The following is a 23,086-nucleotide window of genomic DNA, read 5'->3' on the forward strand; positions in this document are numbered from 1 at the left end:
GGTGTTCGAGAATCTGGTCGCGACATCGGCCAATCGCCTGAAGCGCAAGAATCCGTGGACGCTGGGCGAAGTGTTCAAGCTGTTTCCGCGGCTGGAAGAGCGTCGCAATCAATATGCGCGCACGCTGTCCGGCGGCGAGCAACAGATGCTCGCGGTCGGCCGCGCGCTGATGACCAACCCGCAGTTGCTGATTCTCGACGAGGCGACCGAAGGTCTTGCGCCGGTGATCCGCGCGGAGATCTGGAGCTGTATCTCGCTGCTCAAGTCGCGCGGCCAATCGATCCTGATTGTGGACAAGAACCTTCAGGTGCTGAAGCGGCTCGCCGACCGGCACTACGTGATCGAGAAGGGCCGCACTGTGTGGCGCGGCACCAGCGCCGATATGGATCGCGATGCGGATATCGTGCATCGTTACGTGACGGTGTAGCCTCGAGGAGCAGCGTTCGCCGCTTGCTCCGCTCATTCCCGCGCAGGCGGAAATCCAGAAGGGCCTGGGAATGGGTCCAAGCCGGAGCTGTCATCGAGCCGCGCCTTGCGCGGACCCGTCGGCGGGGACGAGCGGTTCGACGGTCACCCGGCCAGCCAACGCACACACACTCCCGATCATCACGATCGTCGGCCCGTCGGGCAGAGCCGCATCGGCGAGTTCGCCGATCGTCGCTGCAACTGTCTGCTCATTCGGCCGCGTGGCATTGACAATCGCGAGCGCCGGTGTCGCGGGATCAAGCCCCGCGGCGATGGCATTGTCGGCGAATGCGCGGAGCGTCTTCTTCGGCATGTAGACGACGGTGGTGGCTGCGGGATCGGCGACGCTTCGCCAGTCGATGCCGTCCGGCAATTGGCCGTGCGCGTCATGGCCGGTGAGATATTGCACGCGACGCGCGGTGCTGCGATGCGTCAACGAAACGCCGAGCCTGCCCGCGGCACCCTGTGCCGCGGTGACGCCGGGCACGACATCGATTGCAATGCCGGCTTTGCGGCACGCGTCGATCTCTTCGCCGGCGCGGCCGAAGATCATGGGATCGCCGCCTTTCAACCGCACCACGCGCCGGCCGGATTTTGCGAGGCCGACCATCAGGCTGTTGATCTCGGACTGCTTGCAGGACGGGCCATGGCCGGTCTTGCCGACCAGCATGCGCTTCGCCTCGCGGCGCGCGAAATCCAGAACCTCCTTCGAAACCAGATCGTCGTAGAGGATCACGTCGGCCGATTGCAGCGCACGGACCGCCCGTAGCGTCAGCAATTCCGGATCGCCGGGACCGGCGCCGACCAGAGTCACCGAACCCTGTTCTGCCGCCGCTTCCGTTTCGGTCAGCTCCAGCAGCGCATCGAAATCGGCGCGCGACGGCTCGCCGTTCGGATTTTGCAATGCCGCGCGCGTGAAGACTTGCCAGAACAGTCGGCGTCCGTTGAAGGAGAGGCCGGATTGCTTTACCGCGCCTCGCCAGCTGCGCGCGGCATCCGCCCAGCGCGCGAAGCCTGCGGGCAGCATTGCTTCGATGCGCGAGCGTATCGCCTGTGCGAAAACGGGCGCAGCGCCATCGGTCGAGATCGCGACCACGAGCGGCGAGCGGTTGACGATCGCGCCGAACGAGAAGTCGCAATAGTCCGGCTTGTCGATCACGTTGCAGGGCACGCCCGCGACTTGCGCCGCCGCCTGGAATTGCCGCGCCTCGGTGTTCGTCTCGCACGCGCCGATCGCCAGCACGCAGCCGTGCATGCAGGCCTGCTGCCAGTTCTCCCGATGCAGTGTCATACTGCCGGCCTGCGGCGTCGCAACCGCTGCCAGCAATTCCCCCGACGGGTCTGTCGCGTAGACATCGACATGCGCGCCGGCGGCGGCGAGCAATTCCACCTTCCACGCGGCCGCGGCGCTGCCGCCGGCGACAAGGACCCGCTTGCCATGCAGCGCGAAGAAGACCGGCAACCGGGCCAGCGCTTCCATGCGCGGCGAAGCGACCTCAGTCGGCGAGCGATGGCTGTCGTGCATGCTGGTCATGAGCCGCGATCCTTTTCAGTTCGGGCAGGCAGGAGCCGCAATTCGTTCCGGCGCGCAGCGCCTTGCCAATTTCGGCGACGTCTGTCGCGGCGCCGGAGGCGAGCGCTTCGCGGATGGTGTTGAGGCCGACACCGAAACACGCGCAGACGATCGGCCCCGCATCGGCGAGGCCGTCCGCCGACTGGCCGGAGAGAAGGATGCGGCGCTGACGCTCCTCCAGTGTTTCCGCTGCGAGCAAGGCCTTTGCGACATCCCATTGCGGACGCTGTGTGGCAGGCCCGATGAACAGACAGAAGGCGAGCCGGCCATCGATGAACCCTGCGGCGCGGTAGGTCCCGCGGGGTTCGTCGAGATATTCCGAGAGCGAATCGCCTTTTGGCGCGTGCCGATGAAGCCAGCCGCGCCAGCCTTCGAGCGTGTCATTGCTTGCGAGCAGGACGCCGTCGCCGCCATGCGTGGCCGACTTTGCCCACCATGTCCCGTTCGGCAAACTCATCGGGTCCTTGCTGAGGAGGAATCCGGCGAAGCGATAGTCGGCCAGTTCGATTGCTGCGGGTGTCGCCTTGGCCTCGGGCTGCCCGGAGAAGGGATCGGTTGCCGGGTTTACCAGTTCGCCGATGCGCGCCGAGGATGCATTCGCGTCGCTCCAGTGGATCGGAGCAAACAGCGAGCCGCGCTGCTGACCTTCAGTTACCCGGACCTTCAGCACGCAAGTGCCGAAAGGCGTGGTGACGCGCGCGAAACAGTCATTGGCGAGCGCAGCTCGCGCCGCATCGTCGGGATGCACTTCGACGAACGGCTCCGGCAGGTGCGATGCAAGCCGCGGGCTGAGGCCGGTGCGCGTCATGGTGTGCCACTGGTCGCGGATGCGGCCGGTATTGAGGAGAAGCGGGAAGTTCGCATCGGGCTTCGATTGGAGCGCCGGAAAATCCGGCGCAATGAAGCGACCCTTGCGGTCCGGCGTGAAGAAGCCGCCTTCGGCAAAGAACCGGGTTTCGCCGGCGCCGGCGATCGACGCGCGCGGCCATTGGACCGGGGGCAGCGCGTCGAATGCCGCATCGCTCACCTCTGCGAACGCGCCGATGTCGAAGTCGCGCGTGCCGTCATTCTCGAAGGAGGAGAGGGCGGCATGCTCGCGGAAAATGTCGGCCGCACTCGCATAGGCGAAAGCATCGCCAAAGCCCATGCGCTGCGCGACCTGCGTGACGATCCACCAGTCCGGCTTCGCTTCGCCGGGCAGCGGCAGGAACGATCGTTGTCGCGAGATGCGCCGCTCGGAATTGGTGACGGTGCCGCTCTTCTCGCCCCAGGCCGCTGCGGGCAGAAGGATGTGCGCGCCGCTCGTTACGGTGTCGTTCGAGACAACATTCTCGGACACGACAAGCAGTTCGAGCGTGTTCAGCGCGGCCCGCACCTTGCCTGCATCCGGCAGCGACACGGCGGGATTGGTCGCCATTACCCACAGCGCCTTGATCTCGCCGCGCGCGATCGCATCGAACATCTGCACGGCCTTCAGCCCTTCGCGCTGCGTCATGTTCGATGCACGCCAGAAGCGGCCGACGCGATCGATCTCGTCCGGCGAGAAGCCCATATGCGCTGCAAGCTGGTTCGCGAGTCCGCCGACCTCGCGCCCGCCCATCGCATTCGGCTGTCCGGTCAGCGAGAACGGACCCATGCCAGGCTTCCCGATGCGGCCGGTGGCGAGGTGACAATTGAGGATCGCGTTGACCTTGTCGGTGCCCTGCGCCGATTGGTTCACGCCCTGCGAATAGCATGTGACGACGCGTTCGGTGGTCCGGAACAGGTCGAAGAAATGAGCGATGTCGGCCGCGTCGAGGCCGCTCTTTGTTGCGACCGTATCGAGGCTCGGCGCAATCGTACGGCAGCGTTCCAGCGCGGTCTCGAAACCGGATGTGTGCGCATCGATATAGCCGAAGTCGAGCGCGTTTGTGTCGGCTAGGTGCGCGAGCAGGCCGGCAAACAGCACGCTATCCATGCCGGGAGCACTCGGCAGGAACAGGTCGGCTTCTTCCGCGGTGACAGTGCGGCGCGGATCGATGACGACGATTTTCGCGCCGCGCTCGCGCCTGTTCTGCACCATGCGTTGGAACAGCACCGGATGACACCATGCGGCGTTAGACCCGACCAGCACGATCAGGTCGGCCTGATCGAGATCGGCATAGCTGCCGGGCACGGTATCGGCGCCAAAGGCGCGGCGATGCCCCGCGACGGACGACGCCATGCAGAGCCGCGAATTGGTGTCGACATTGGCCGTGCCGATGAAGCCCTTCATCAGCTTGTTGGCGACGTAATAATCCTCGGTGAGCAACTGGCCGGACAGATAGAAGGCGACGGCGTTCGGGCCGTCACGCTCGACGATGCGGCGGAAGCCATCGGCGACCTGATCGAGCGCGGTGTCCCAGGAGGCGCGGGCATAGGCGCCGTCCGGCTGACGCAGCATCGGATGGAGCAGGCGAGTGTCGAGCGAAAGCGTCTCGCCGAGCGCCGACCCCTTGGAGCAGAGTCGTCCGAAATTCGCCGGATGATCCGGATCGCCGGAGATCATGGCGCCGCCCCGGCCATCCGGCGAGGCGAGCACGCCACAGCCGACGCCGCAATAGGGGCAGGTGGTGCGAACCACGAGCGGCGTGCTGGAGCGGGCGTTCAACTCAGGCCTCCCTGAGCGACGCGCTCGCTTCAACTCCGCTCATTCCCGCGCAAGCGGGAATCCAGTTTTCTTGACTCTGGGTCTCCGCTTTCGCGGGGACGAGCGGATGGGAAGCACCCGTCATCAATACACGTCCTGCTGATAGCGGCCGCGCTTCTTTAGCTCGGCGACAAAGGCAATCGCCTCGTCGGTCGAGCGCGCGCCGTATTCGGCGACGATGTCCACCAGCACGCGCTCCACGTCCTTCGCCATGCGCTTGGCATCGCCGCAGACATAGACATGCGCGCCCTCGGCGAGCCATGACCAGAGATCGCGGCCGACCTCGCGCATGCGGTCCTGTACGTAGAATTTCTGGTCGCCGTCGCGCGACCAGGCGAGCGAGAGGCGCGTGAGCACACCACTCGCCTTCATGCCGTTCAGTTCGTCCTCATAGAAGAAATCGAAGTCGCGACGCTGATGGCCGAAGAACAGCCAGTTGCGGCCCGGCGCCTTTGTCGCCATCCGCTCGTGCAGGAAGGCGCGGAACGGCGCGACACCGGTGCCCGGTCCGATCATGATGACCGGGACGGAGGGATCGGCAGGCAGGCCGAAGGCATGCGCCTTCTGGACATAAACCTTGATCGGTGCGCCGGGGACGATGCGTTCGGCGAGGTAAGTTGACGCGACGCCGAACCTCATGCGGCCGTCGATTGCGTAGCGCACGGCGTCGACGGTCAGCGAAAGCCGGCCGGGTTCGACTTTGGGTGACGAGGAGATGGAATAGAGCCGCGGCTGCAGCGGCTCCAGCGATTCAATGAAGGCTTCCGGATCGGGGCGGATGCCGGCAAATTTCTGCAGCGTTGCGAGCACATCGAGGGTTGCCGCGTCGCCGTCCGGGTCTTCGCCGGATGCGAGAGCTTTTGCCTTGAGACGGCGCTCACCACCGGTGATGTAGGAGAGCAGCTGAAACAGCGAGTCCGGTGCGGGCGAGAGTGCGACCTTGTCGATCAGGATGTCGCGCAGGGTTTCGCCGCCGATGTCATACTCCGGTGCGATGCCGAGAGCCGTGACGATCGCGTCGACGAGCGCCGGATCGTTCTTCGGGAACAGTCCGAAGGCATCGCCCACGACATAGTCGAGCTTCGCCGCGCTGAGATCGAAATCGAGATGGAAGGTTTCCTTCTCGGAGCCGGGCTTGTTGAGCTTGTAGCGCCCGACGAAGGTCGCGATCGCGGGATTGTCGCGCGAGCGGCCGACATCGCCCGCAGGCTGAGGCTGCGTTGCGGGCTTTGCTTCCGCGGGAGCTTTCGCCGCGGCAGGCGCCTTGTCCATCTCCTCGTAGAGAGACTTCAGCATCCGCGCGGTTTCCTTGCCGCCCGGCACGCAGAGGTTCAGCCGCTCCTCGGACTTGTCGAAAATCTTGTCGGCGTAGTCGTTGCAGTTATAGCCGCACTGGCCGCAATCCTGCTGCGCCATGGCCGCCATCATGCGGCGGCGGAGCGGACGGCCTTCCGCGAGCGCCATGCGCTCTGACATGGGCAGGGTCTGGTCGTGCCAGGGCGCTTCGCCATCGTCGCCATCGCCCGCGCCGCCGGCCATCATCGCGGCGTTCTGTTCCGGCGAGAGCGCGGTGACGCCCGCGCCATCGAACGAAACAAGGCCGGCGAAGAAGCCGTTCAGCCAGGCGCGCTGCTCGGGGGAGAACGGCGCGGTCTCGGGAATAAGCGTGGGAATCGGAGGCGTGGCGTTCATTCGACCGCCTCCGCGTTGAACATCGCCTTCAGCGCGTTGACCTCATGCCGTTTCGCGAAGGCGATGAATGTTTCGTCCGCCGAGGCGCGATGCGCGAGATAGCCCTTCAGCATTTTCTCCACGAGCTTCGGCGCGGCGTCCGCCTTCACGTCGCGATAGATCTCGCGGCCGATTGCGGCATCCGGGCCATAGCCGCCGCCGACATGCACATGATAGCCATCGACCGTGTCGCCATCGTCGTTGATCGCGACGCGGGCACCGATCAGGCCGATATCACCGATATAGTGCTGCGCGCAGGAATGATGGCATCCGGTGAGATGGATGTTGACCGGCGTGTCGAGAGAGACACGCGCATCGCACCAATGCGCGATCTCCTCGGCGCTTTCCTTGGTGTGGGCGGCTGCGAAACGGCAGCCGGTCGCGCCTGTGCAGGCGACGAGGCCGGCGCGCACCGACGTGGCCCGCGTGGACAGCTCGAGCGCCGCGATCTCGATTTCGACCTGAGCGACCTTGTCGGTTGGGACGCCGGAAATCAGCAGGTTCTGCCAGACGGTGAGACGGATATCACCGTCGCCGTGTTCGCGCGCGATCTTGGCGATGCCGCGCATCTGCTCTGCGGTCATCTTGCCGACCGGCAGGACAATGCCGATCCAGTTGAGGCCATCCTGCTTCTGCGGGTGCACGCCGATGTGCGCGAGGCGATCGAACACGGGACGCGGCTCCAGCGCCTCGGCCTTAACGCGTGTGAGCGGGCGGCCCATTTTCTCTTCCACGGCGCTCAGGAATTTGCCGAAGCCCCAGGCGTCGAGCACGTATTTCAGGCGCGCCTTGTTGCGGTCGGTGCGGTCGCCGTTCTCGATGAAGACGCGGACGATAGCGTCGGAAACGGCGGTGGCCTCGGAAGGCCGCACGATCACGCCGGTATCGCTCGCGAAATCCCTGTGTCCGGTGATGCCGCCGAGCGTCAGCTTGAACCAGATTCCGGGCTCGGCGCCGTAGCCGTCCTTCACTACAACGGCTTGGAAGCCGATGTCGTTGGTATCCTCCAGCACCGCGATCCGCCCGGCGCCGTCGAACGCGACATTGAATTTGCGCGGCAGGCCGTAGAGCGAGCGATCGTTGAGAATGTGATAGTGCCACTCGCGCGCATAGGGCCGCGTATCGAGCAGTTCCTGCGGATCAATGCCCGCGGTCGGCGTGCCGGTGACGTTGCGAATATTGTCGGCGCCGGAGCCGCGCGAGCAGAGACCCAGATCCTGAATCGTCTCCACCACGTTGGTCGCGTGCTTCGGTTCGATCTCGCGAAGCTGCAAATTCGCGCGCGTGGTCACGTGCGAATAGGGGCCGGCATATTTCTCCGCGACATCGGCGAGTCCGGCCAGTTGCCAGTGCGTCAGGATGCCGTTCGCGATCCTCAGCCGGCACATATACGAGGACTGCGCCGGCGCGACATAGAACAGGCCAAAATAGCGCCAGCGGAAATTGTCGGCCGGCTTCGGCGCCTCGTTCTTTTCGGCCTGTTCGCGCAATTTGGCGTAGGCGTCGAAGGGATGAAGCTCGCGCTTGAATTTTTCCTGGTCGGCCAGCTTGCCGCCCGCGGCGATGGTGCGGTCCTGCGCCTTGATGTGGATGGCGTCGGGACCTGTCGGTTCGCCCAAATTGCCAACTTTGCCGCCAATGTCTCCGGCCCTGGCCACGCGCGCCGCCGACAGGCCGGAGACGAAACCTTCCAGGTAGCGCTTCTGGTCGGGGGTGAAGTCGCCGGACATGTCAGGCGGCCTTCCTTTCCGCGAGCGCGCGCCCGAAGGCGAGTTCGTTGCGGAAGCGGCCGGTAGGCGCGCCGGTCCGGATCAGGTCGAGATACCAGAGCGCGTCAGTGGTATCTCCGAACAGCACGGCACCGACCAGCCGATCGTCCTTGATGACAAGCTTCTTGTAGAGGCCGAGGCCGGGATCGCGGAACAGCACGTGCTCGGTGCTATCGCCGCCGAGGAAGTCACCGGCCGAAAACATGTTGACGCCAGTGACCTTGAGATTGGTGGCGGCAACGCTGCCTTTGTAGCTCGTCGTGCCGCCGGTCAGCCGGTCGGCCAGAACGGCCGCCTGCTCATAGGCGGGTTCGACGAGGCCGACGCAGCGTCCGTTATGTTCGGCGCATTCGCCGATCGCGTAGATGCCGGGGATGCCGGCCTGCATGCCGTCATCGACCACGATGCCGCGATTGATGGGCACGCCCGCCGTGCGCGCGAGCGCGACATTGGGTGAGATGCCGGCTGCCATCACCACGATGTCTGCGGGCATGGTGCGGCCGTCCTTCAGTTCGACCTGCTCGATGCGCTTGTTGCCGGTGAAGCGCGAGGTCTCCGCATTCAGGAGGACGTCGATGCCCTTCATCTCGACCGCGGCCCGCAGCATCCCGGCGGAATCCGGATCGAGCTGGCGCTCCATTAGGCGGTCCATCAGATGCACGACCGTGACCTTGGCACCGGCCTTGGCGAGACCGTAAGCCGCCTCTAGCCCAAGCAGTCCGCCACCGATCACGACCGCGTTGCACCGGCCGGCATTCTTCAGAACATCGACATCGCGCAGGTCGCGAAATGTCATCACGCCTTGGAGCTCGCGGCCCGGTATCGGCAGCACGATCGGGCGCGAGCCGGTGGCGAAGACGAGCTTCGAATAGGGGATGGTCGCGCCGCTTGCGAGCTTGACGCGCCGGATGTCGCGGTCGATGGCGGATGCCGCATGTCCGTACAGCACGGTGACACCGTGGTTGCGCCACCAGCGCTTCGACTTCAACTCGATGTCGGAGCGGGCGACCTCATCGGCGAGCACGGAGGAGAGAAGGACGCGGTTATAGGCGAGCGCGGGCTCCTCGCCGATCACGGCGATGGCATAGCGGCCGAGAGCGCGCGCGGAGAGACGCTCCACGAGCTTCGCGGCGGCCATGCCATTGCCGACGATGACGAGGGACTCGCTCATCGCTACTCCGCCGCCTGCGTCGTCGGATAGGCTTCCGAAATCATGAAGCCGGACAGCGTGGTGTAGGCCTGCACCCAGGCGTCGGCGACATCTTTGCTCCAGCCCTCGCCCAGCCCTTTCTCAAGGGTCCAGAGCAGGGCGGCGCCGACGGGCTGATAGTGCTTGGCCTGCACGCCGTAGGTGACGTGGTTCTTGGCCAGCTTGCTCGCGGCCGGCAGGATGGTGTCGAGCTTGTCCAGGCCGTTGACCACGGTGGCGAGCATCGCGATCAGCTTCTTCTTCTGCTCGGTGAGGTCGCCTTTGAACAGCGGCTTCACCTCCGGTGCGATCTCGAACAGGCGGTCGTAGAACAGGTCGGCGGCGGTGCCTGCGATCGGCACCACCTTGCTGAAACTCTGTTGCACAAGAACGACCTGTTGCGGTGTCACGGTCTTTCTCCTTCTGGAGTGCCCGGCACTGTTGCGTTTCAGGGTTAGGCCGCCTCGACGAAGCGATGACGCTCGTAGAGGAATTCGAGCACGCGCTGGCGGCATTTCAGGTAGGTCTGGTTGCCGGCAAGCTCGAGCCGCTTGCGCGGACGCGCCAGCGGTACATCGAGAATTTCGCCGATGCGCGCAGCCGGACCATTGGTCATCATCACGATCCGGTCGGAGAGCAGCACGGCCTCGTCAACATCGTGGGTGATCATCATCACCGTGTTGCCGAGTTTCTGGTGGATCGCCATCACCGAGTCCTGCAGATGGGCTCTCGTAAGTGCGTCGAGTGCGCCGAACGGCTCGTCGAGCAGCAGGACCTTCGGCTCCATCGCGAGCGCGCGCGCAATGCCGACGCGCTGCTTCATGCCGCCGGAGATCTCGCCCGGCCGCTTGTCCTTGGCGTGGGTCATCTGCACGAGCTCGAGATTGTGCATCACCCAGTCATGCCGCTCGGCGCGGGACTTGGTGCCGGAGAACACCTTGTTCACCGCAAGGCTCACATTGTCGTAGACGGTGAGCCAGGGCAGGAGCGAGTGGTTCTGGAACACGACCGCGCGGTCCGGACCCGGCTCGTTGACCTCGCGTTCTTCAAGCAGCACGCCGCCGGTGGTCGACGTGATCAATCCGGCGACGATGTTGAGCAGCGTGGACTTGCCGCAGCCGGAGTGACCGATGATCGAGACATATTCGCCTTTTTCGATGGTGAGCGTGATGTCGGTCAGCACCTCGGTCGCGTGTGCGCCCTTGTTGAAGGTTTTGCCGACATGATCGACTTTCAGATAGCCCTTCATGATGGAGTCCCCTTCAGTTGGCTGCGGTGCCGCGCGTCACGATGGTGGCGAGCAGCGCGACGATACGATCGAGGATGAAGCCGATGACGCCGACATAGACCAGCGCGAGGATGATTTCGCTGATGCGCGACGAGTTCCAGGCGTCCCAGATGAAGAAGCCGATGCCGACGCCGCCGATCAGCATTTCAGCTGCGACGATGGCGAGCCATGACAGCCCGATACCGATGCGGAGGCCCGTGAAGATGTAAGGCGCCGCCGACGGCACCATGATCTTCCAGAAGAACTCGAGATGGTTGAGCCGCAGCACCGCGGCGACGTTGCGGAAATCCTGCGGGATATTGCGAATGCCGACCGCAGTATTGATGATGATCGGCCAGATTGCGGTGATGAAGATAACGAAGATCGCGGCGGGCTGTCCCTGCCGGAAGGCGGCGAGCGACAGCGGCAGCCAGGCCAGCGGCGGCACGGTGCGTAGCACCTGGAACATCGGATCGAGGCCGCGCATCGCCCAGGTCGACTGACCGACCAGGGTACCGAGTGCGATACCGGCCAGCGCCGCAAGACAATAGCCGACCGCGACGCGCTGCAGGCTTGCCGACAGATGCCAGAACAGGCCCTTGTCGATGCCGCCGCGATCGTAGAACGGATCGACGATCAGCTCCCATGTTTCGGACAGCACCTGACTGGGCGGCGGCAATGTCGCGCCGGGACGGCCGCACAGGATCTCCCAGACAACGAGCGCAATCGTCAGGACAATGATCGGAGGCAGGAGGTGCTCGGCGATCGTGATCGCCCTGGCGATCGCCCGTTCGCGAAACGGAGCGCGCTTGATCTGCAGCGGCAGAACGGTCGCCGCCGGCCGTGCGACGGGAACGGCCGATGCGGTTTCGGTCTTGGCGAGGGGCATGTTCATGTCGTCTCTCTCTGGAAGGCGGTCCGCAGAAAAAGGGGCCGCGGGATGCGCGCCCCCTTGCCGGATCAGCTGATTTCCACCCGCTTGATGGCGAGGCTCTTCAGGTAGGCATTCGGATCGGCGGGATCGAACACCTTGCCGTCGAAGAAGGTTTCCTTGCCGCGCGAGGTCGAGGTCGGGATTTGGTCAGCCGGAACCGACAGGTCCTTCGCCGCCTGACGCCAGAGATCTTCACGATTGACCTTCTTGATCAGGCCCGTCGCATCGACCTCCGGCTCGAATTTGCCCCAGCGGATGTCTTCGGTGATGAACCACAGGTCGTGGCTCTGGAAGGGATAGGAGGCGAAGTCGTTCCAGTAGCGCATCCTCTGCGGATGCTTCTCGACCACCTTTCCCGGAAGGCCGTAATCGAACTTGCCCTTGACGCGATCGGTGATGTCGTTGACCGGGCAATTGATCCAGTTGCGCTTGGAGCAGATCTGCGCGACTTCGAGAGAATTCTCGGGCTTTTCGCACCATTGCTGCGCCTCCATCACAGCCATCAGAATGGCTGACGCAGCCTTGGGGTTTTTATCGACATAGGACGCGCGCATGGCGAACGACTTCTCCGGATGCAGATTCCAGAGCTCGCCGGTGGTAATGGCGGTATAGCCGATCTTCTGATGGACGAGCTGCAGGTTCCACGGCTCGCAGACGCAGAAGCAGTCCATCGTGCCGACCTTCATGTTCGCCACCATCTGCGCCGGCGGCACCGTGATGGTCTCGATGTCCTTGTCGGGATCGATGCCGCCGGCGGCGAGCCAGTAACGGATCCACAGATCGTGGGTGCCGCCGGGGAAGGTGTTGGCGGCCTTCACCGCCTTGCCTGCCGCCTTCTTCTTGTCGAGCGCGTCCTTGAACGCCTTGGTGTCGACGCCGACCTTGAGATCTTCGTATTCCTTGGCGACTGAGATGCACTGGCCGTTCAGGTTCAGCCGCGCGAGGATGTACATCGGCGTCGGCACGTTGTTCTGCGTCACCTTGCCGGCCGAGATCAGATACGGCATCGGCGTCAGGATATGCGCGCCGTCGATGCCGTTGGCTTCGCCGCCGAGCACGAGGTTATCGCGCGTCGCCCCCCACGAGGCCTGCTTCATCACCTCGACATCCGGCACGCCGTATTTGGCGAACAGGCCCTTTTCCTTGGCGACGAAAAGCGGCGCGGCGTCGGTCAGCGCGATGAAGCCGAGAGTTGCCTTCTTGGTTTCGGGACCGGAGGCCTCGGCGACATGGACGCCGAACGGGAATTGAGTTTTCGCGGCGCCGAGCAGGGCAGCTGCGCCGGCCGTACCTTTCAGAAGCGTACGTCGGCTCAACCTTGTCTTCGAAGTTTCGTGGTCCTTTGACATCAACAATCCCTCTGTCTTCTCTGGTTGGCCCGGCGGGGTCCAATGCGTCGCGCAACAAAAAAGCCGCTCATCCGTCAGGGACCTTCCCGGTTCGGGACGGCTCCTTGGGATAGCGGCGTTGCTGTTCGACCCGTCGTTGGATCGGTTTGCGCCCGACAACACGGGCACCTGTCGGTGCTTTCTTTACAAGCTTCGTGCCAAGTTCTGTCCGGACCGATTACAGAGTTGGTTCAAGGGATTAGCCGAGTGCCTCCGAATCGCGCAGTCTTCGCAAAGCCGAAGATTGTCGCAGCGCGATGCGCAAACTGATGCGGGATTGTGCAGCGCACACCAGTGAACAGCGCTACCGACGCCGGATTTTCCAGCCGTCGAGATGCGCGGCGATGTTGTCCGGATCGAAGGCGGGGCCGGTAAAGGCGCCGACCCGGTCCGCTGGCTCGGAGGGCGGGAGGTCCTGCTGCGGTCCAAGGATCTCGTCATAGAGGTCGGGCCGGAACGTCGCCTTTGCTTCCGCCAGGGCTTCGGCCGACATCAGCGCCTGGCCCCATCGCACCATCTGCGCGTAAAGCCAGGCCGCCTGCACCGGATCGGGCCGCGCGGCGCCGTTGCGTCCGATCAGAAGATAGCGGTCGCTGGCACGATAACTGCCGTCCGGTGATACTTTCAGCCGGCCATCGAGGGTGCGGCAAATCACCTCCGGCGCGACCGCGATACGGTCCGGCGCCGAGAGGAGCGACGCGACCTCGTCGCGATTCTCCGGGTTTTCGACGAAATCGGCGGCGCGACCGTGTGCGTGCACAAGCTTGCGGAAGACGTCCGGATTGTCCTCGGCCCAGCGCGCGCGAACGGCGAGCACCTTCTCGGCCGCGCGCTGAAAGATCTCCGACACGAAATGCAGGATGTGCCCGATGCCGAGATCGACCGCGACCGAATTCCACGGCGCGCCGACACAGAAGGCATCGACATGATTGTTGGCGAGACTTTCCACCATGTAGGGCGGGGGCAGCACGATCAGCCGCACGTCCTGATCCGGATCGACACCGCCGGCGGCCATCCAGAAGCGCAGGTGATAATTGTGTGTCGAGTACGGGAAGGTCATGCCGAAGGTCAGCGGCTCCTCGCCGCGGGCGCGCCTCGCCATCACGACGCGGGCCAAGGCGCGCGCCGACACCATGGGGTCGGTGAGGTCGCCCTCGGCCGCGTCCTTCATGGCGGCATGAAGGGCAGGGGATACGGTGATCGCATTGCCGTTCAGGCCAAGACCGAAGGCGGCGATGATCGGCACCTTGACGTGGCCGAGGCCAAGACTCGATGCGATCGCGACGGGCGCGAGCAGGTGCGCCGCGTCGAACAGGCCGATATTGAGTTTGTCGCGCACGTTGGACCACGACACTTCGCGGACCAGCTCGACATCGAGCCCTTCCTGCGCCGTAAAGCCCTTGTCCACCGCGATCATCAGCGCGGTCGCGTCGGCGAGCGGGATGAAGCCGATGCGGAGACGCTTGCCGCCGGTCATTTGAACATCTCCGCGGCGGTAATCACCGATTGAGCGATCTCGGCGATCTTCTTGTTTTCCTTCATCGCGGTACTCCGCAGCAATGCATAGGCTTGGTCTTCGGTCAGCTTCTTCGCCGACATCAGAATTCCCTTGGCCCGGTCGATGACCTTGCGTTCCTCAAGGGCATTTCTTGTGCGGTCGAGTTCCTCCTGCAGCTTCGCGAAGGCATTGAAGCGCGAGATGCATGTATCGAGGATGTATTTGATGCGTTCTTTCTTCAGCCCGTCGACAATGTAGGAGGCGACGCCGGCATCAACGGACGCCTGGATCGAGGCGGTGTCGCTCTGGTCGACGAACATGGCGATCGGCCGCTTCACGATGCGGCTGACCTGGAACATCTGTTCCAGAACGTCGCGGCTGGGATTCTCGAGGTCGATCAGAATGACGTCCGGGTCGATCTGGTAGATCCGCGCCAGCAGGTTCTGCATCTCGGCGATGCGGATGACCTCGGTGAACCCGGCCTCGCGGAGGCCTTCTTCGAGGATGGCCGAGCGCACCGGGCTCTCATCGACGATGACGATCTTCAGCGACAGGTCGATGCCCGGTGTCGTGCTCATGGCGATCGTCAGGGCCGGTTCTCTCAGCGGGACCGCTGGGCATGTCGCTGCCAAGCGAATGGGCAGACCCTGCCATGCGAAATGGCAAGCCGGCTGGCTTTTCGGGCCCCGGTCGATCTACAATTCTCGCGATAAATCCGGCGCATGCGCGGGGCAATGCAGGAACGGGGCCATCCGGGTCCGGCCTCCCGCGGATCGCAGCCAATTAGGGAGAATCTCTGATGTCCGCAGCTTCCGGCTCCGTCGCCCCGATTCACGGTCTTCATCATTTCGCCTGGCGCTGCCGCGACGCAGAGGAGACCCGGCACTTCTACGAGGATCTGCTCGGCCTGCCGCTCGCCCATGTCATCAAGGCCGATCGCGTGCCCTCGACGGGCGAATTCTGCCCCTATGTGCATGTCTTCTTCGAGATGAAGGACGGTTCCTACATCGCTTTCTTCGATCTTGGCGACAACCAGACCGCGGCGCCGTCGGCCAATACGCCGGCCTGGGTCAATCATCTCGCATTGCGTATGGACACGATCGAGGAGGTGCACGACGCCAAAAAGCGGCTGGAGGCAGCCGGCATCGACGTGATCGGCGTGACCGACCACGGTTTCGTCCACTCGATCTATTTCTTCGATCCGAACGGTATCCGCCTCGAACTGACGGCAGAGACCCTCACGGACAAGGAGGCGGCAGAGTTCAAATCCAGCGCCCATCGCGAACTCGCAGCGTGGACGAAGGAAAAGGCCGAGCGCGCCAAGGCATCGGCGGCCTGACGGTCCACAAGGGATTGCTCCGCGCGGGTGGCGCCGATCCGGCATTCCGGACCGGCGCTTGACCGCTCTGCCCGGAGCAACCACAACCTCACCGCATGACTCTCCATCAACCGTTCACGGTTCCGCCGCCGTCGGCGCGCGCCGATCTCACCATGAAGGACGGCGCCGTGATCCGGCTGCGCCGTTACGGCAAGCCGGGCGCGACCCGCATCGTTCTGGGTCACGGCAACGGTCTTGCGATCAACGCCTATGCGCCGTTCTGGCTACCGCTTGCCGAGATCTACGACCTTGTCGTGTTCGACATGCGCAATCATGGCGAGAATCCCCTGCACACGCAGGAAGGGCATGTCTGGGAGAATTTCTTCTCCGATATCGAGGAGGTATTCCAGGGCATCCGCGCGCAATTCGGTGAAGCGCGGACGGTTGCGGCGATGCATTCGCTCTCGTCGATCTCGACACTCGAACATGCGTGGCGCAATCGCGGCCGCTGGGATGCGGTCTGCGTGTTTGATCCGCCGATGTCGCCGCCGGCCGATCATCCGCTGATCGCGACACAGGCTCCGGACTCGCAGAAGCTTTCGACGCGCGCAGCGCGCCGGCAGGCGGTGTTCGACAGCCCGGATCAGCTCGCCGAACAATATCGCCGGCCGGCATTCGGCCTGTGGCGACCGGAGCAGGCCGATCTGCTGGCGCGGCACACGCTGCGCCGCATGCCGGACGGCCGCTGGACCCTGTGCTGCCCGCCGGCTTTCGAGTCCTTCGTGTTCGGAAGCCCAAAGGATCCGACGCTGTTTCATCGGATGACGCAGATCGGCGTGCCGCTGCGCATCATCGCGGGCGATCCGGCGTCGGCGTATGCCAGTCCGGCTGCGGCGGTCGCAAAAGCCGCACACGACTTGCTGGGCGTCGATGTCGTGAAGATCCCCGGCACCACGCACTTCCTGCAATTCGAAGAACCCGAGGCGTGCCGCGACCGGCTCGTCGAATTTATCCGCATGCATGGACTTGATTGAGAAGAAACGAGCAGACGCATGACCTCGCTATCTGACCTTCGCATTCCCTACGGCGCCTACTGGTCGACGCCGTTCACACGCTGGCAGGGCACCCTGTCGGATCTGAACAGCCTGAAACTTGCCGCGGCGACGGGCGCGAAGGTCGCGAAAGAAAAGGGGTGGGCGCTCGAGACGCTCGACCACGCCGTGCTCGGCATCACCGTGCCGCAGGAGAAGAGCTTCTGGGGTGCGCCCTGGGTCATGACCATGATGGGCGCGCCCTATGTCACGGGTCCCACGGTTTCGCAGGCCTGCGCGACGTCAGCGCGCGCTCTCTCCGCTGCTGCGGCCGAAATCGCCGGCGGTGACGCCACGGCGTCGCTGGTCGTGACCTGCGACCGCACATCGAATTCCCCGGTGGTGGTGCACCCCAATCCGAAGGGGCCGAGCGGTGCGCCGATCGTCGAGAACTGGATGCTCGATAACTTCAACGACGAGCCTACCGGCCATTTCGCGATGGTCGATACCGCGGAAAACTGCGCGCGCGACTGGCAGATCTCGACGCAGGAGCAGCACGAGCTGACTGCGCTCCGCTATGACCAGTATCGCGATGCGCTGAAGGACGACAAAGCCTTCCTGCGGCGCTTCATGACCTTGCCGTTCGCGGTTCCGGACGCGCGCTTCAAGAAGGACGTTGCCACGCTCGAGGGCGACGAGGGCATTCACGACACGACGCTCGCCGGCCTGAGCAGGCTCAAGCCGGTCCGCGACGGCGGCACGGTGACCTTCGGCAGCCAGACCCATCCCGCCGACGGCAATGCCGGCATGATTGTGGTCGCGAAGGATCGCGTGTCCGAGTTCACGACCGAGCCGGGGATCGAAGTCCGCATTCTCGGCTTCGGACAGGCGCGCGAGCGCCACGCGTATATGCCGGCGGCGCCGGTCAAGGCGGCGAGGCGTGCGCTCGACGCGGCGGGCATCGCGGTCGACAGGATCGACGCCTTCAAGTCGCACAATCCGTTCGTGGTCAACGACATCGTGTTCTCGCGCGAGACCGGCGTCGATGTCAGCAAGATGAATAATTTCGGCTGCTCGCTAGTGTTCGGCCATCCGCAGGGGCCGACCGGTCTGCGACTCATGATCGAACTGATCGAGGAGCTTGCAATGCGTGGCGGTGGCACGGGCCTTTTCCACGGCTGCGCCGCGGGGGACACTGCGATGGCGGTGGTGTTGTCGGTGACCGATAAAAGAGCGTGAGCAATCAACGCTGCGTGCTGGCTCGCTGGGTCTTTGCCGGCCGCAGCGAGCAGAACGTCTCGACGGCCTCCGTCACAGCGCCGGCGATCTTCAGCTGGTGCTCTTCAGTGCCCATCAGCTCTTCCTCGTCGCGGTGGATGATCGAGCCGGCTTCCAAAAGGACGCTCGGCATTCGCGCAGTGCGCAGAATCAGGAGCTGGTCGTAGCGATAGACACCGGTTTCCGGGTCGACCAGGAGTCGGCGCCGGGAGCCCATGAAGGCTTCCTTGTAATGCTGCGTGTATTCGAGGCCGCGCGCCTTGAGCTTCGCGCCCAGCATTTTGGCGAATGTCACGCTGCCCTGATAGTCGGGGTTGTCGGCCGACACGAAGATCGAATGTCCCCTGAAGCGGTCGCTATAGGGGCGCTGGACGCCGCCGAACTCCCACATCGACTTGAAGGCTTCCGGCACGGAATCGTGGTGGATCGACACCAGCAAATCGGCCGACAGCGCATTCGCCTGCGCGACCCTGCGTACGAGGCTTGGGATCGCTTGTCCGCTCGCGAGCAGGAGATGTGCGCGATTGAATCCGGCATCGCGCAGCTTGGTGTCGATCACCTTCGCGAGTGCGAGGTTGAACGCATATTCGTCGACGCCGCGCGCGCTGACGGCTCCGGGGCTTTCCGGCGTATGCCCGACATCCACGATGACACGGAAGTTGGCCGGATCGCACTGCGGCGCGGCGGCAGGTGGGCGCGACTTTACGCCCTGTGCCGGAGCCGGCACCGCATCGCAGATTGCGAGCAGAATAGTAACGGCGGCGGCCAGGATCGGGCGTCGTTGCATTGAGCCTTCGGAACAAATTGCACAGGTTATGAATGCCCGAATCTAGGTCTCGGACCTCGGACGGCGCAAGCAAAAGCCGCCCGCTGTGTCTTTAGTATGGTGATACAGGGCGGTAATAAGGTGATGTGGTAGCGCCTTAAGGGTGCCGGGGAGAGGGGCCGGGCCTTGCCTGCTTCTCAGGGCTTTTCGCCGATCCGGTCGCGCGGCAGCAGCATCGCAGCGCTGATGCGCCGTCGCCGTTTGATCTCCTCGCGGTTTTCGCAATCCGCGAGTGTCATCCGAATGCCGATCACCATCGCCAAATGCGCGTCGGCATAATCCTGCACGTCGGCTTCGTTTAGTCCCGCTTCGCGATACAATTGCGCCGCAAAAGCAATGCGCTCCGCGTCAACGGCCCGAACAACCTCCGCCACCTTGGGATCGCGTCTTGCCCAGTCGCGCAACGTGATTTCGAACGGGCCGCCGGGCACGTCCGCCCGGCTGGAAATCGCAATGCGCACCAGGCGCTCGAGTCGCTCCCATGGCGTGCCGGACCGGTCGAAGATCAGCGCCTGCACTTCGCTCGTCATCCGCAGCCGCCATTCGTCGAGTACGGCGTACAGCAGATCCTCGCGGCCCTTGAAGTGCCAGTAGAAGCTGCCCTTGGTGACGCCGAGCTTCTCCGCGAGCGTATCCACCCGCAACGCTTCGACATTGTCTTCCGCGAGCATCGCGATGGCCGCCTCGATCCAGTCCTTGCGTCCGAGCGGCGGCTCGGCGGTGGCCTTGGGCCCTTTGGCGACTGTCCGTGCCATGGGAGCTATCAGGATTTCCCGGTGCCTGGACCGACCGCACGCAACAGATCGACAAGACGCTCGTTGCGCCATGCGATCAGGTCGGACAGGGGATGTCCCTTGGTTATCTCCTCGGCGGCCGCGATCAGTTTTGTCTGAACGTCCAGATCCGTTACTTGCGGCCGGCCGCCCGCGTCCATCCATTTCTGCAATTCGGACGCCATCTTCAGCACATGCGGCATGCCACCTTCGCCGCCCGCCAGCGTGAGTGTCGTGAGCGCACCCATCACGGCCCAGCGCGGTCCGAGGCCGTAGCGCATTGCGTCCTCGACGGCCTGCGGGCTTGCGACCCCTTCGGTGACGCAATGAATGGCTTCACGCAACAGCGCAAATTGCAGACGATTGGTGAGGAAGCCCGTGACTTCCTTTTCAACCCGGATCGGCTTCTTGCCGAGCGCGGTGAAGAATCGCAGCGCCCAGTCCACGACCTCGGGCGCGGTCCTTTCGCCGCCGATGATCTCGATCAGCGGGATGAGATGAGGCGGGTTGAACGGATGGCAGACAATGAGGCGTTCCGGATGGCGCATCTTTGCCTGCAATTGCGTCGGCGGAATTCCGCCGGTGCTCGATCCGATCACGAGGGCCGACGGTGCAGCGTCCTCGATCTCGGCATAGACCTTTTGTTTCAGCGCGAGATTTTCCGGCGCGTTTTCCTGCACGAAGTCCGACGATGCAGCGACCTCGCCGGCCTTCGCCGCAAATGAAAGCTTGTCCTCGGGGACGCGGCCTTCAGTTGCGAGGCCGATCCGCTGCAGGGCATTCCAGGTATCCGCGATGAACGCGCGCAGCCGAGTTTCGGCATCGGGAGATGGATCGCATGCGACCACCTCGTATCCGCGCGCAATGTAGATAGCGGCCCATCCTGATCCGACTGACCCGGTACCAACCAGTCCGATCCGCCTTGGCTGTTCCTGCGGCAACATTGGACTTCACCTCGATACACAAAGGGCGCAGTCTGTCGCGGGGCACATCGGCTTTGCGAATTGACACCGCAATACCCGACATCCATACTCGTACGTATTGAGCCAGGGAGGACATCATGTCAATCAAGAAACTGCTGGCTTCGGCGTGTGCCGTAGCCTTCGTTGCGCTTGCTAACCCGGCGCAAGCCGACGTCAAGATCGGCGTTGTGTTGGCACTGACCGGGCCGAACGCATCGCTCGGAATTCCGTATCGCAAGGGCGTCGAAATGATCGCCCGCGAAATCGGCGGCGAGAAGGTTCAGCTGATCTTCCTCGACGACGCATCCGATCCGTCGACCGCCGTCAAGAACGCGCAGAAGCTGATCGCCGACGACAAGATCGATATCCTGATAGGCGGCTCCAATACGCCGGCATCGCAGGCTATGGGCAACGTCACGTCGCAGGCCGGCGTGCAGCAGGTATCGCTCGCGCCCGCGGCTTTTCCTTCGGACAAGAACAAGTGGATGATCGCGATGCCGCAGCCGGCCAATCTCTGGGCGGCGGCGCTGGTCAAGGACATGCAGAAGCGCGGCGTCAAGAATGTTGCCTTCATCGGCTTCAGCGATCCTTGGGGTGACATCTGTTACAACGGGCTGAAGGAAGCCGCCGACAAGGCCGGTATCAAGGTCGTGACCAACGAACGCTACGCACGCGCCGACACCAGCGTCACCGGCCAGGTGCTGAAGATCATCGCGGCGAAACCCGACGCGGTGATGGTCGGCGGCTCCGGTACGCCGGGTGCTCTGCCGCACATCGCGCTCGCGGAACGTGGCTTCAAGGGGCCGGTCTACGCGACGCCCGGCGTGTTCAATCAGGACTATCTGCGCGTCGGCGGCAAGGCGGTGGAAAACGTGGTCGGCGTGACTGGACCGATCGGCGCTCACGACCAGCTCCCGGCCTCGAACCCGATCAAGAAGGTGTCCGAAAACTTCATCAAGAAGTACGAGGACGTCAACGGCAAGGGCAGCTGGAACAGCTTCGCGGCCTTCGCCTATGACGGGATGCTGACACTTGAAGATGCGATCGCACGCGCGCTGAAGAAGGCGAAGCCCGGTACGCCGGAATTCCGCCAGGCCGTGCGCGACGAAGTCCGCAACGTGAAGGAACTGGTCGGCACCAACGGCGTGTACATGTTTCCGGAAGGATCGTCCTACGGGGTCGATGACCGCTCCGTCATCCTGGTCCAGGTCAAGGACGGTCAGTGGAAATATCTTCCGAACTGATCGGGTGAGTTGATCCGGCCGGCTGGCCCGGCCGGATCATGCGTTTCCAAACTGGGCGGCCGGGGGCGCCGCCAAGGACGCGCTGACGATTTCAAGAAAGAAAGTCGAGCGCGGGCGGGATCATGACTTTCGAGATTTTCGTCCTTCTGATTCAGGACGCGATCGGCACCGGGGCGATCTACGTTCTGATGGCGCTGGGGATCGTGCTGATCTTCAACGTCACGCGCGTAATCTTCGTCTCGTATGGCGATCTCGTTGCCTATTCGGCGCTGACGCTCGGCTCGTTCGAACTGCAACGCATGCCGGGCACCGTGTGGTTGGTGCTGACGCTCGCGGCGCTGGCATTCATCGTGGAAGCCGGATCGCTGATCCGCCAGAACCGCATGGCGCTGTTGCCCAAGGCGTTTCTGGTCTGGATCGTACTGCCTGCGATTCCCGTCGCTGCGACATTCCTGATCGGTGCGAAGGACCTGCCGCTGCCGCTCGCCATGCTGCTGACCATCGCGCTGGTGCTGCCGCTTGGGCCGCTGCTCTATCGTGTGGTGTTTCAGCCGATCGCGACCGCGCCGGTGCTGGTGCTGCTGATGGTTGCAGTCGCGCTGCATTTCGCAGTCACCGGCCTCGCGCTTCTGTATTTCGGACCGGAAGGCTTCCGCACGCAGGCCTTTGTCAGCGGCGACGTGACGCTCGGCAGCTTCGCGGTCCCGCAGCAATTGATCCTGATCGTCGGAGCCGCGGCTGTGTTCTCCGCGATCCTGTTCGTTTTCTTCCGCTACACGGTCTCCGGCAAGGCGTTGCGGGCGGTCGCGATCAACCGCGAGGGCGCACGGCTCGTCGGCATCTGGACGACGCGTGCGGGCGCGCTGTCGTTCCTGCTCGCATCGGGAATCGCGGCGATCGCCGGCATCCTGATCTCGCCGACGACGACGATCTATTACGACACCGGACTGATCGTCGGTCTGAAAGGCTTCATCGGCTCGGTGGTCGGCGGCTTCATCAGCTATCCGCTTGCCGCCGTCGGCGCGATCGTGATCGGCCTCGTCGAGTCCTTCGGCTCGTTCTATTACAGCGCACTCAAGGACGCGATCGTGTTCGCGGCCATCATCCCGATCGTGCTGTGGCGCTGGTTCTATGTCTCGGCGCATGACGCCGACGAGCACGAGGAAGAATAG

At 64.0% G+C, this 23,086-nt stretch carries 20 protein-coding genes; 6 read left to right on the forward strand and 14 right to left on the reverse strand.

What is annotated here, in order from left to right:
• A partial coding sequence (locus VNZ93_RS02925) for an ABC transporter ATP-binding protein (RefSeq protein WP_325699831.1) occupies positions 1 to 427 on the forward strand: 427 nt, incomplete at its 5' end.
• Positions 428 to 517: 90 nt separating this feature from the next.
• On the opposite strand, the gene cysG is transcribed toward VNZ93_RS02925, so the two are convergent.
• The 11 genes from cysG to VNZ93_RS02980 all read right to left on the reverse strand — a co-directional run bounded on the left by cysG (position 518) and on the right by VNZ93_RS02980 (position 15,060).
• Entirely contained in the window at positions 518 to 1,999 is a 1,482-nt protein-coding gene (gene cysG, locus VNZ93_RS02930; RefSeq protein WP_325699834.1) for a siroheme synthase CysG, read from the reverse strand.
• A complete protein-coding gene (locus VNZ93_RS02935) occupies positions 1,962 to 4,667 on the reverse strand; it encodes a molybdopterin-dependent oxidoreductase (RefSeq protein WP_325699837.1) in 2,706 nt (901 codons plus the stop codon). The genes cysG and VNZ93_RS02935 overlap by 38 nt, the downstream gene beginning before the upstream one ends.
• A 123-nt stretch (positions 4,668 to 4,790) precedes the next feature.
• Positions 4,791 to 6,398 (reverse strand): sulfite reductase subunit alpha, encoded by a 1,608-nt coding sequence (locus VNZ93_RS02940; protein ID WP_325699840.1) that lies wholly within the window; start codon positions 6,396 to 6,398, stop codon positions 4,791 to 4,793.
• Positions 6,395 to 8,167, reverse strand: a complete 1,773-nt coding sequence (locus tag VNZ93_RS02945; protein ID WP_325699843.1) for a NirA family protein — start codon at positions 8,165 to 8,167, stop codon at positions 6,395 to 6,397. Before VNZ93_RS02945 ends, VNZ93_RS02940 begins: the two co-directional genes overlap by 4 nt.
• Position 8,168: 1 nt before the next feature.
• Positions 8,169 to 9,377 (reverse strand): NAD(P)/FAD-dependent oxidoreductase, encoded by a 1,209-nt coding sequence (locus VNZ93_RS02950; protein WP_325699846.1) that lies wholly within the window; start codon positions 9,375 to 9,377, stop codon positions 8,169 to 8,171.
• Positions 9,378 to 9,379: 2 nt separating this feature from the next.
• The gene (locus VNZ93_RS02955) at positions 9,380 to 9,805 is read right to left on the reverse strand and encodes a globin family protein (protein WP_325699850.1); all 426 of its coding nucleotides are present in this window, start codon (positions 9,803 to 9,805) and stop codon (positions 9,380 to 9,382) included.
• Between the two features lie 44 nt (positions 9,806 to 9,849).
• The gene (locus VNZ93_RS02960; protein ID WP_325699853.1) at positions 9,850 to 10,644 is read right to left on the reverse strand and encodes an ABC transporter ATP-binding protein; all 795 of its coding nucleotides are present in this window, start codon (positions 10,642 to 10,644) and stop codon (positions 9,850 to 9,852) included.
• Positions 10,645 to 10,657: 13 nt separating this feature from the next.
• The gene (gene ntrB / locus VNZ93_RS02965; protein WP_325699856.1) at positions 10,658 to 11,557 is read right to left on the reverse strand and encodes a nitrate ABC transporter permease; all 900 of its coding nucleotides are present in this window, start codon (positions 11,555 to 11,557) and stop codon (positions 10,658 to 10,660) included.
• A 65-nt stretch (positions 11,558 to 11,622) separates the two neighbouring features.
• Complete coding sequence (locus VNZ93_RS02970) at positions 11,623 to 12,945, reverse strand: CmpA/NrtA family ABC transporter substrate-binding protein (RefSeq protein WP_325699859.1); 1,323 nt, start codon at positions 12,943 to 12,945, stop codon at positions 11,623 to 11,625.
• A 343-nt stretch (positions 12,946 to 13,288) separates the two neighbouring features.
• Positions 13,289 to 14,461 carry a CmpA/NrtA family ABC transporter substrate-binding protein gene (locus VNZ93_RS02975; protein ID WP_325699862.1) on the reverse strand — a complete coding sequence of 391 codons (1,173 nt, stop codon included), beginning with the start codon at positions 14,459 to 14,461 and terminating at the stop codon, positions 13,289 to 13,291.
• Positions 14,458 to 15,060, reverse strand: coding sequence for an ANTAR domain-containing response regulator (locus tag VNZ93_RS02980; RefSeq protein ID WP_325699865.1), 603 nt, complete (start codon positions 15,058 to 15,060; stop codon positions 14,458 to 14,460). The genes VNZ93_RS02975 and VNZ93_RS02980 overlap by 4 nt, the downstream gene beginning before the upstream one ends.
• A 221-nt stretch (positions 15,061 to 15,281) precedes the next feature.
• On the opposite strand from VNZ93_RS02980, the gene VNZ93_RS02985 reads away from it, so the two are divergent.
• From VNZ93_RS02985 to VNZ93_RS02995, 3 genes are all read left to right on the forward strand, one after another.
• Positions 15,282 to 15,821, forward strand: a complete 540-nt coding sequence (locus VNZ93_RS02985; protein WP_325699868.1) for a VOC family protein — start codon at positions 15,282 to 15,284, stop codon at positions 15,819 to 15,821.
• A 95-nt stretch (positions 15,822 to 15,916) separates the two neighbouring features.
• On the forward strand, positions 15,917 to 16,834 hold the full coding sequence (locus tag VNZ93_RS02990) for an alpha/beta hydrolase (RefSeq protein WP_325699871.1): 918 nt from the start codon (positions 15,917 to 15,919) through the stop codon (positions 16,832 to 16,834).
• An 18-nt stretch (positions 16,835 to 16,852) separates the two neighbouring features.
• The gene (locus VNZ93_RS02995) at positions 16,853 to 18,070 is read left to right on the forward strand and encodes a thiolase family protein (protein ID WP_325699874.1); all 1,218 of its coding nucleotides are present in this window, start codon (positions 16,853 to 16,855) and stop codon (positions 18,068 to 18,070) included.
• A gap of 4 nt (positions 18,071 to 18,074) precedes the next feature.
• Here VNZ93_RS02995 and VNZ93_RS03000 read toward each other — a convergent pair whose 3' ends face one another.
• From VNZ93_RS03000 to VNZ93_RS03010, 3 genes are all read right to left on the reverse strand, one after another.
• Positions 18,075 to 18,896 carry an N-acetylmuramoyl-L-alanine amidase gene (locus VNZ93_RS03000; RefSeq protein WP_325699877.1) on the reverse strand — a complete coding sequence of 274 codons (822 nt, stop codon included), beginning with the start codon at positions 18,894 to 18,896 and terminating at the stop codon, positions 18,075 to 18,077.
• A 176-nt stretch (positions 18,897 to 19,072) separates the two neighbouring features.
• A complete protein-coding gene (locus tag VNZ93_RS03005) occupies positions 19,073 to 19,690 on the reverse strand; it encodes a TetR/AcrR family transcriptional regulator (RefSeq protein ID WP_325699880.1) in 618 nt (205 codons plus the stop codon).
• A gap of 8 nt (positions 19,691 to 19,698) precedes the next feature.
• Positions 19,699 to 20,652 carry a 3-hydroxyacyl-CoA dehydrogenase NAD-binding domain-containing protein gene (locus VNZ93_RS03010; protein WP_325699883.1) on the reverse strand — a complete coding sequence of 318 codons (954 nt, stop codon included), beginning with the start codon at positions 20,650 to 20,652 and terminating at the stop codon, positions 19,699 to 19,701.
• Positions 20,653 to 20,768: 116 nt separating this feature from the next.
• On the opposite strand from VNZ93_RS03010, the gene VNZ93_RS03015 reads away from it, so the two are divergent.
• Complete coding sequence (locus VNZ93_RS03015) at positions 20,769 to 21,914, forward strand: ABC transporter substrate-binding protein (RefSeq protein WP_325699886.1); 1,146 nt, start codon at positions 20,769 to 20,771, stop codon at positions 21,912 to 21,914.
• Between the two features lie 122 nt (positions 21,915 to 22,036).
• A complete protein-coding gene (locus VNZ93_RS03020) occupies positions 22,037 to 23,086 on the forward strand; it encodes a branched-chain amino acid ABC transporter permease (protein ID WP_325699888.1) in 1,050 nt (349 codons plus the stop codon).

The sequence above is a fragment of the Pseudorhodoplanes sp. genome (assembly GCF_035565795.1).
In the GTDB taxonomy this organism is placed as follows: domain Bacteria; phylum Pseudomonadota; class Alphaproteobacteria; order Rhizobiales; family Xanthobacteraceae; genus Pseudorhodoplanes.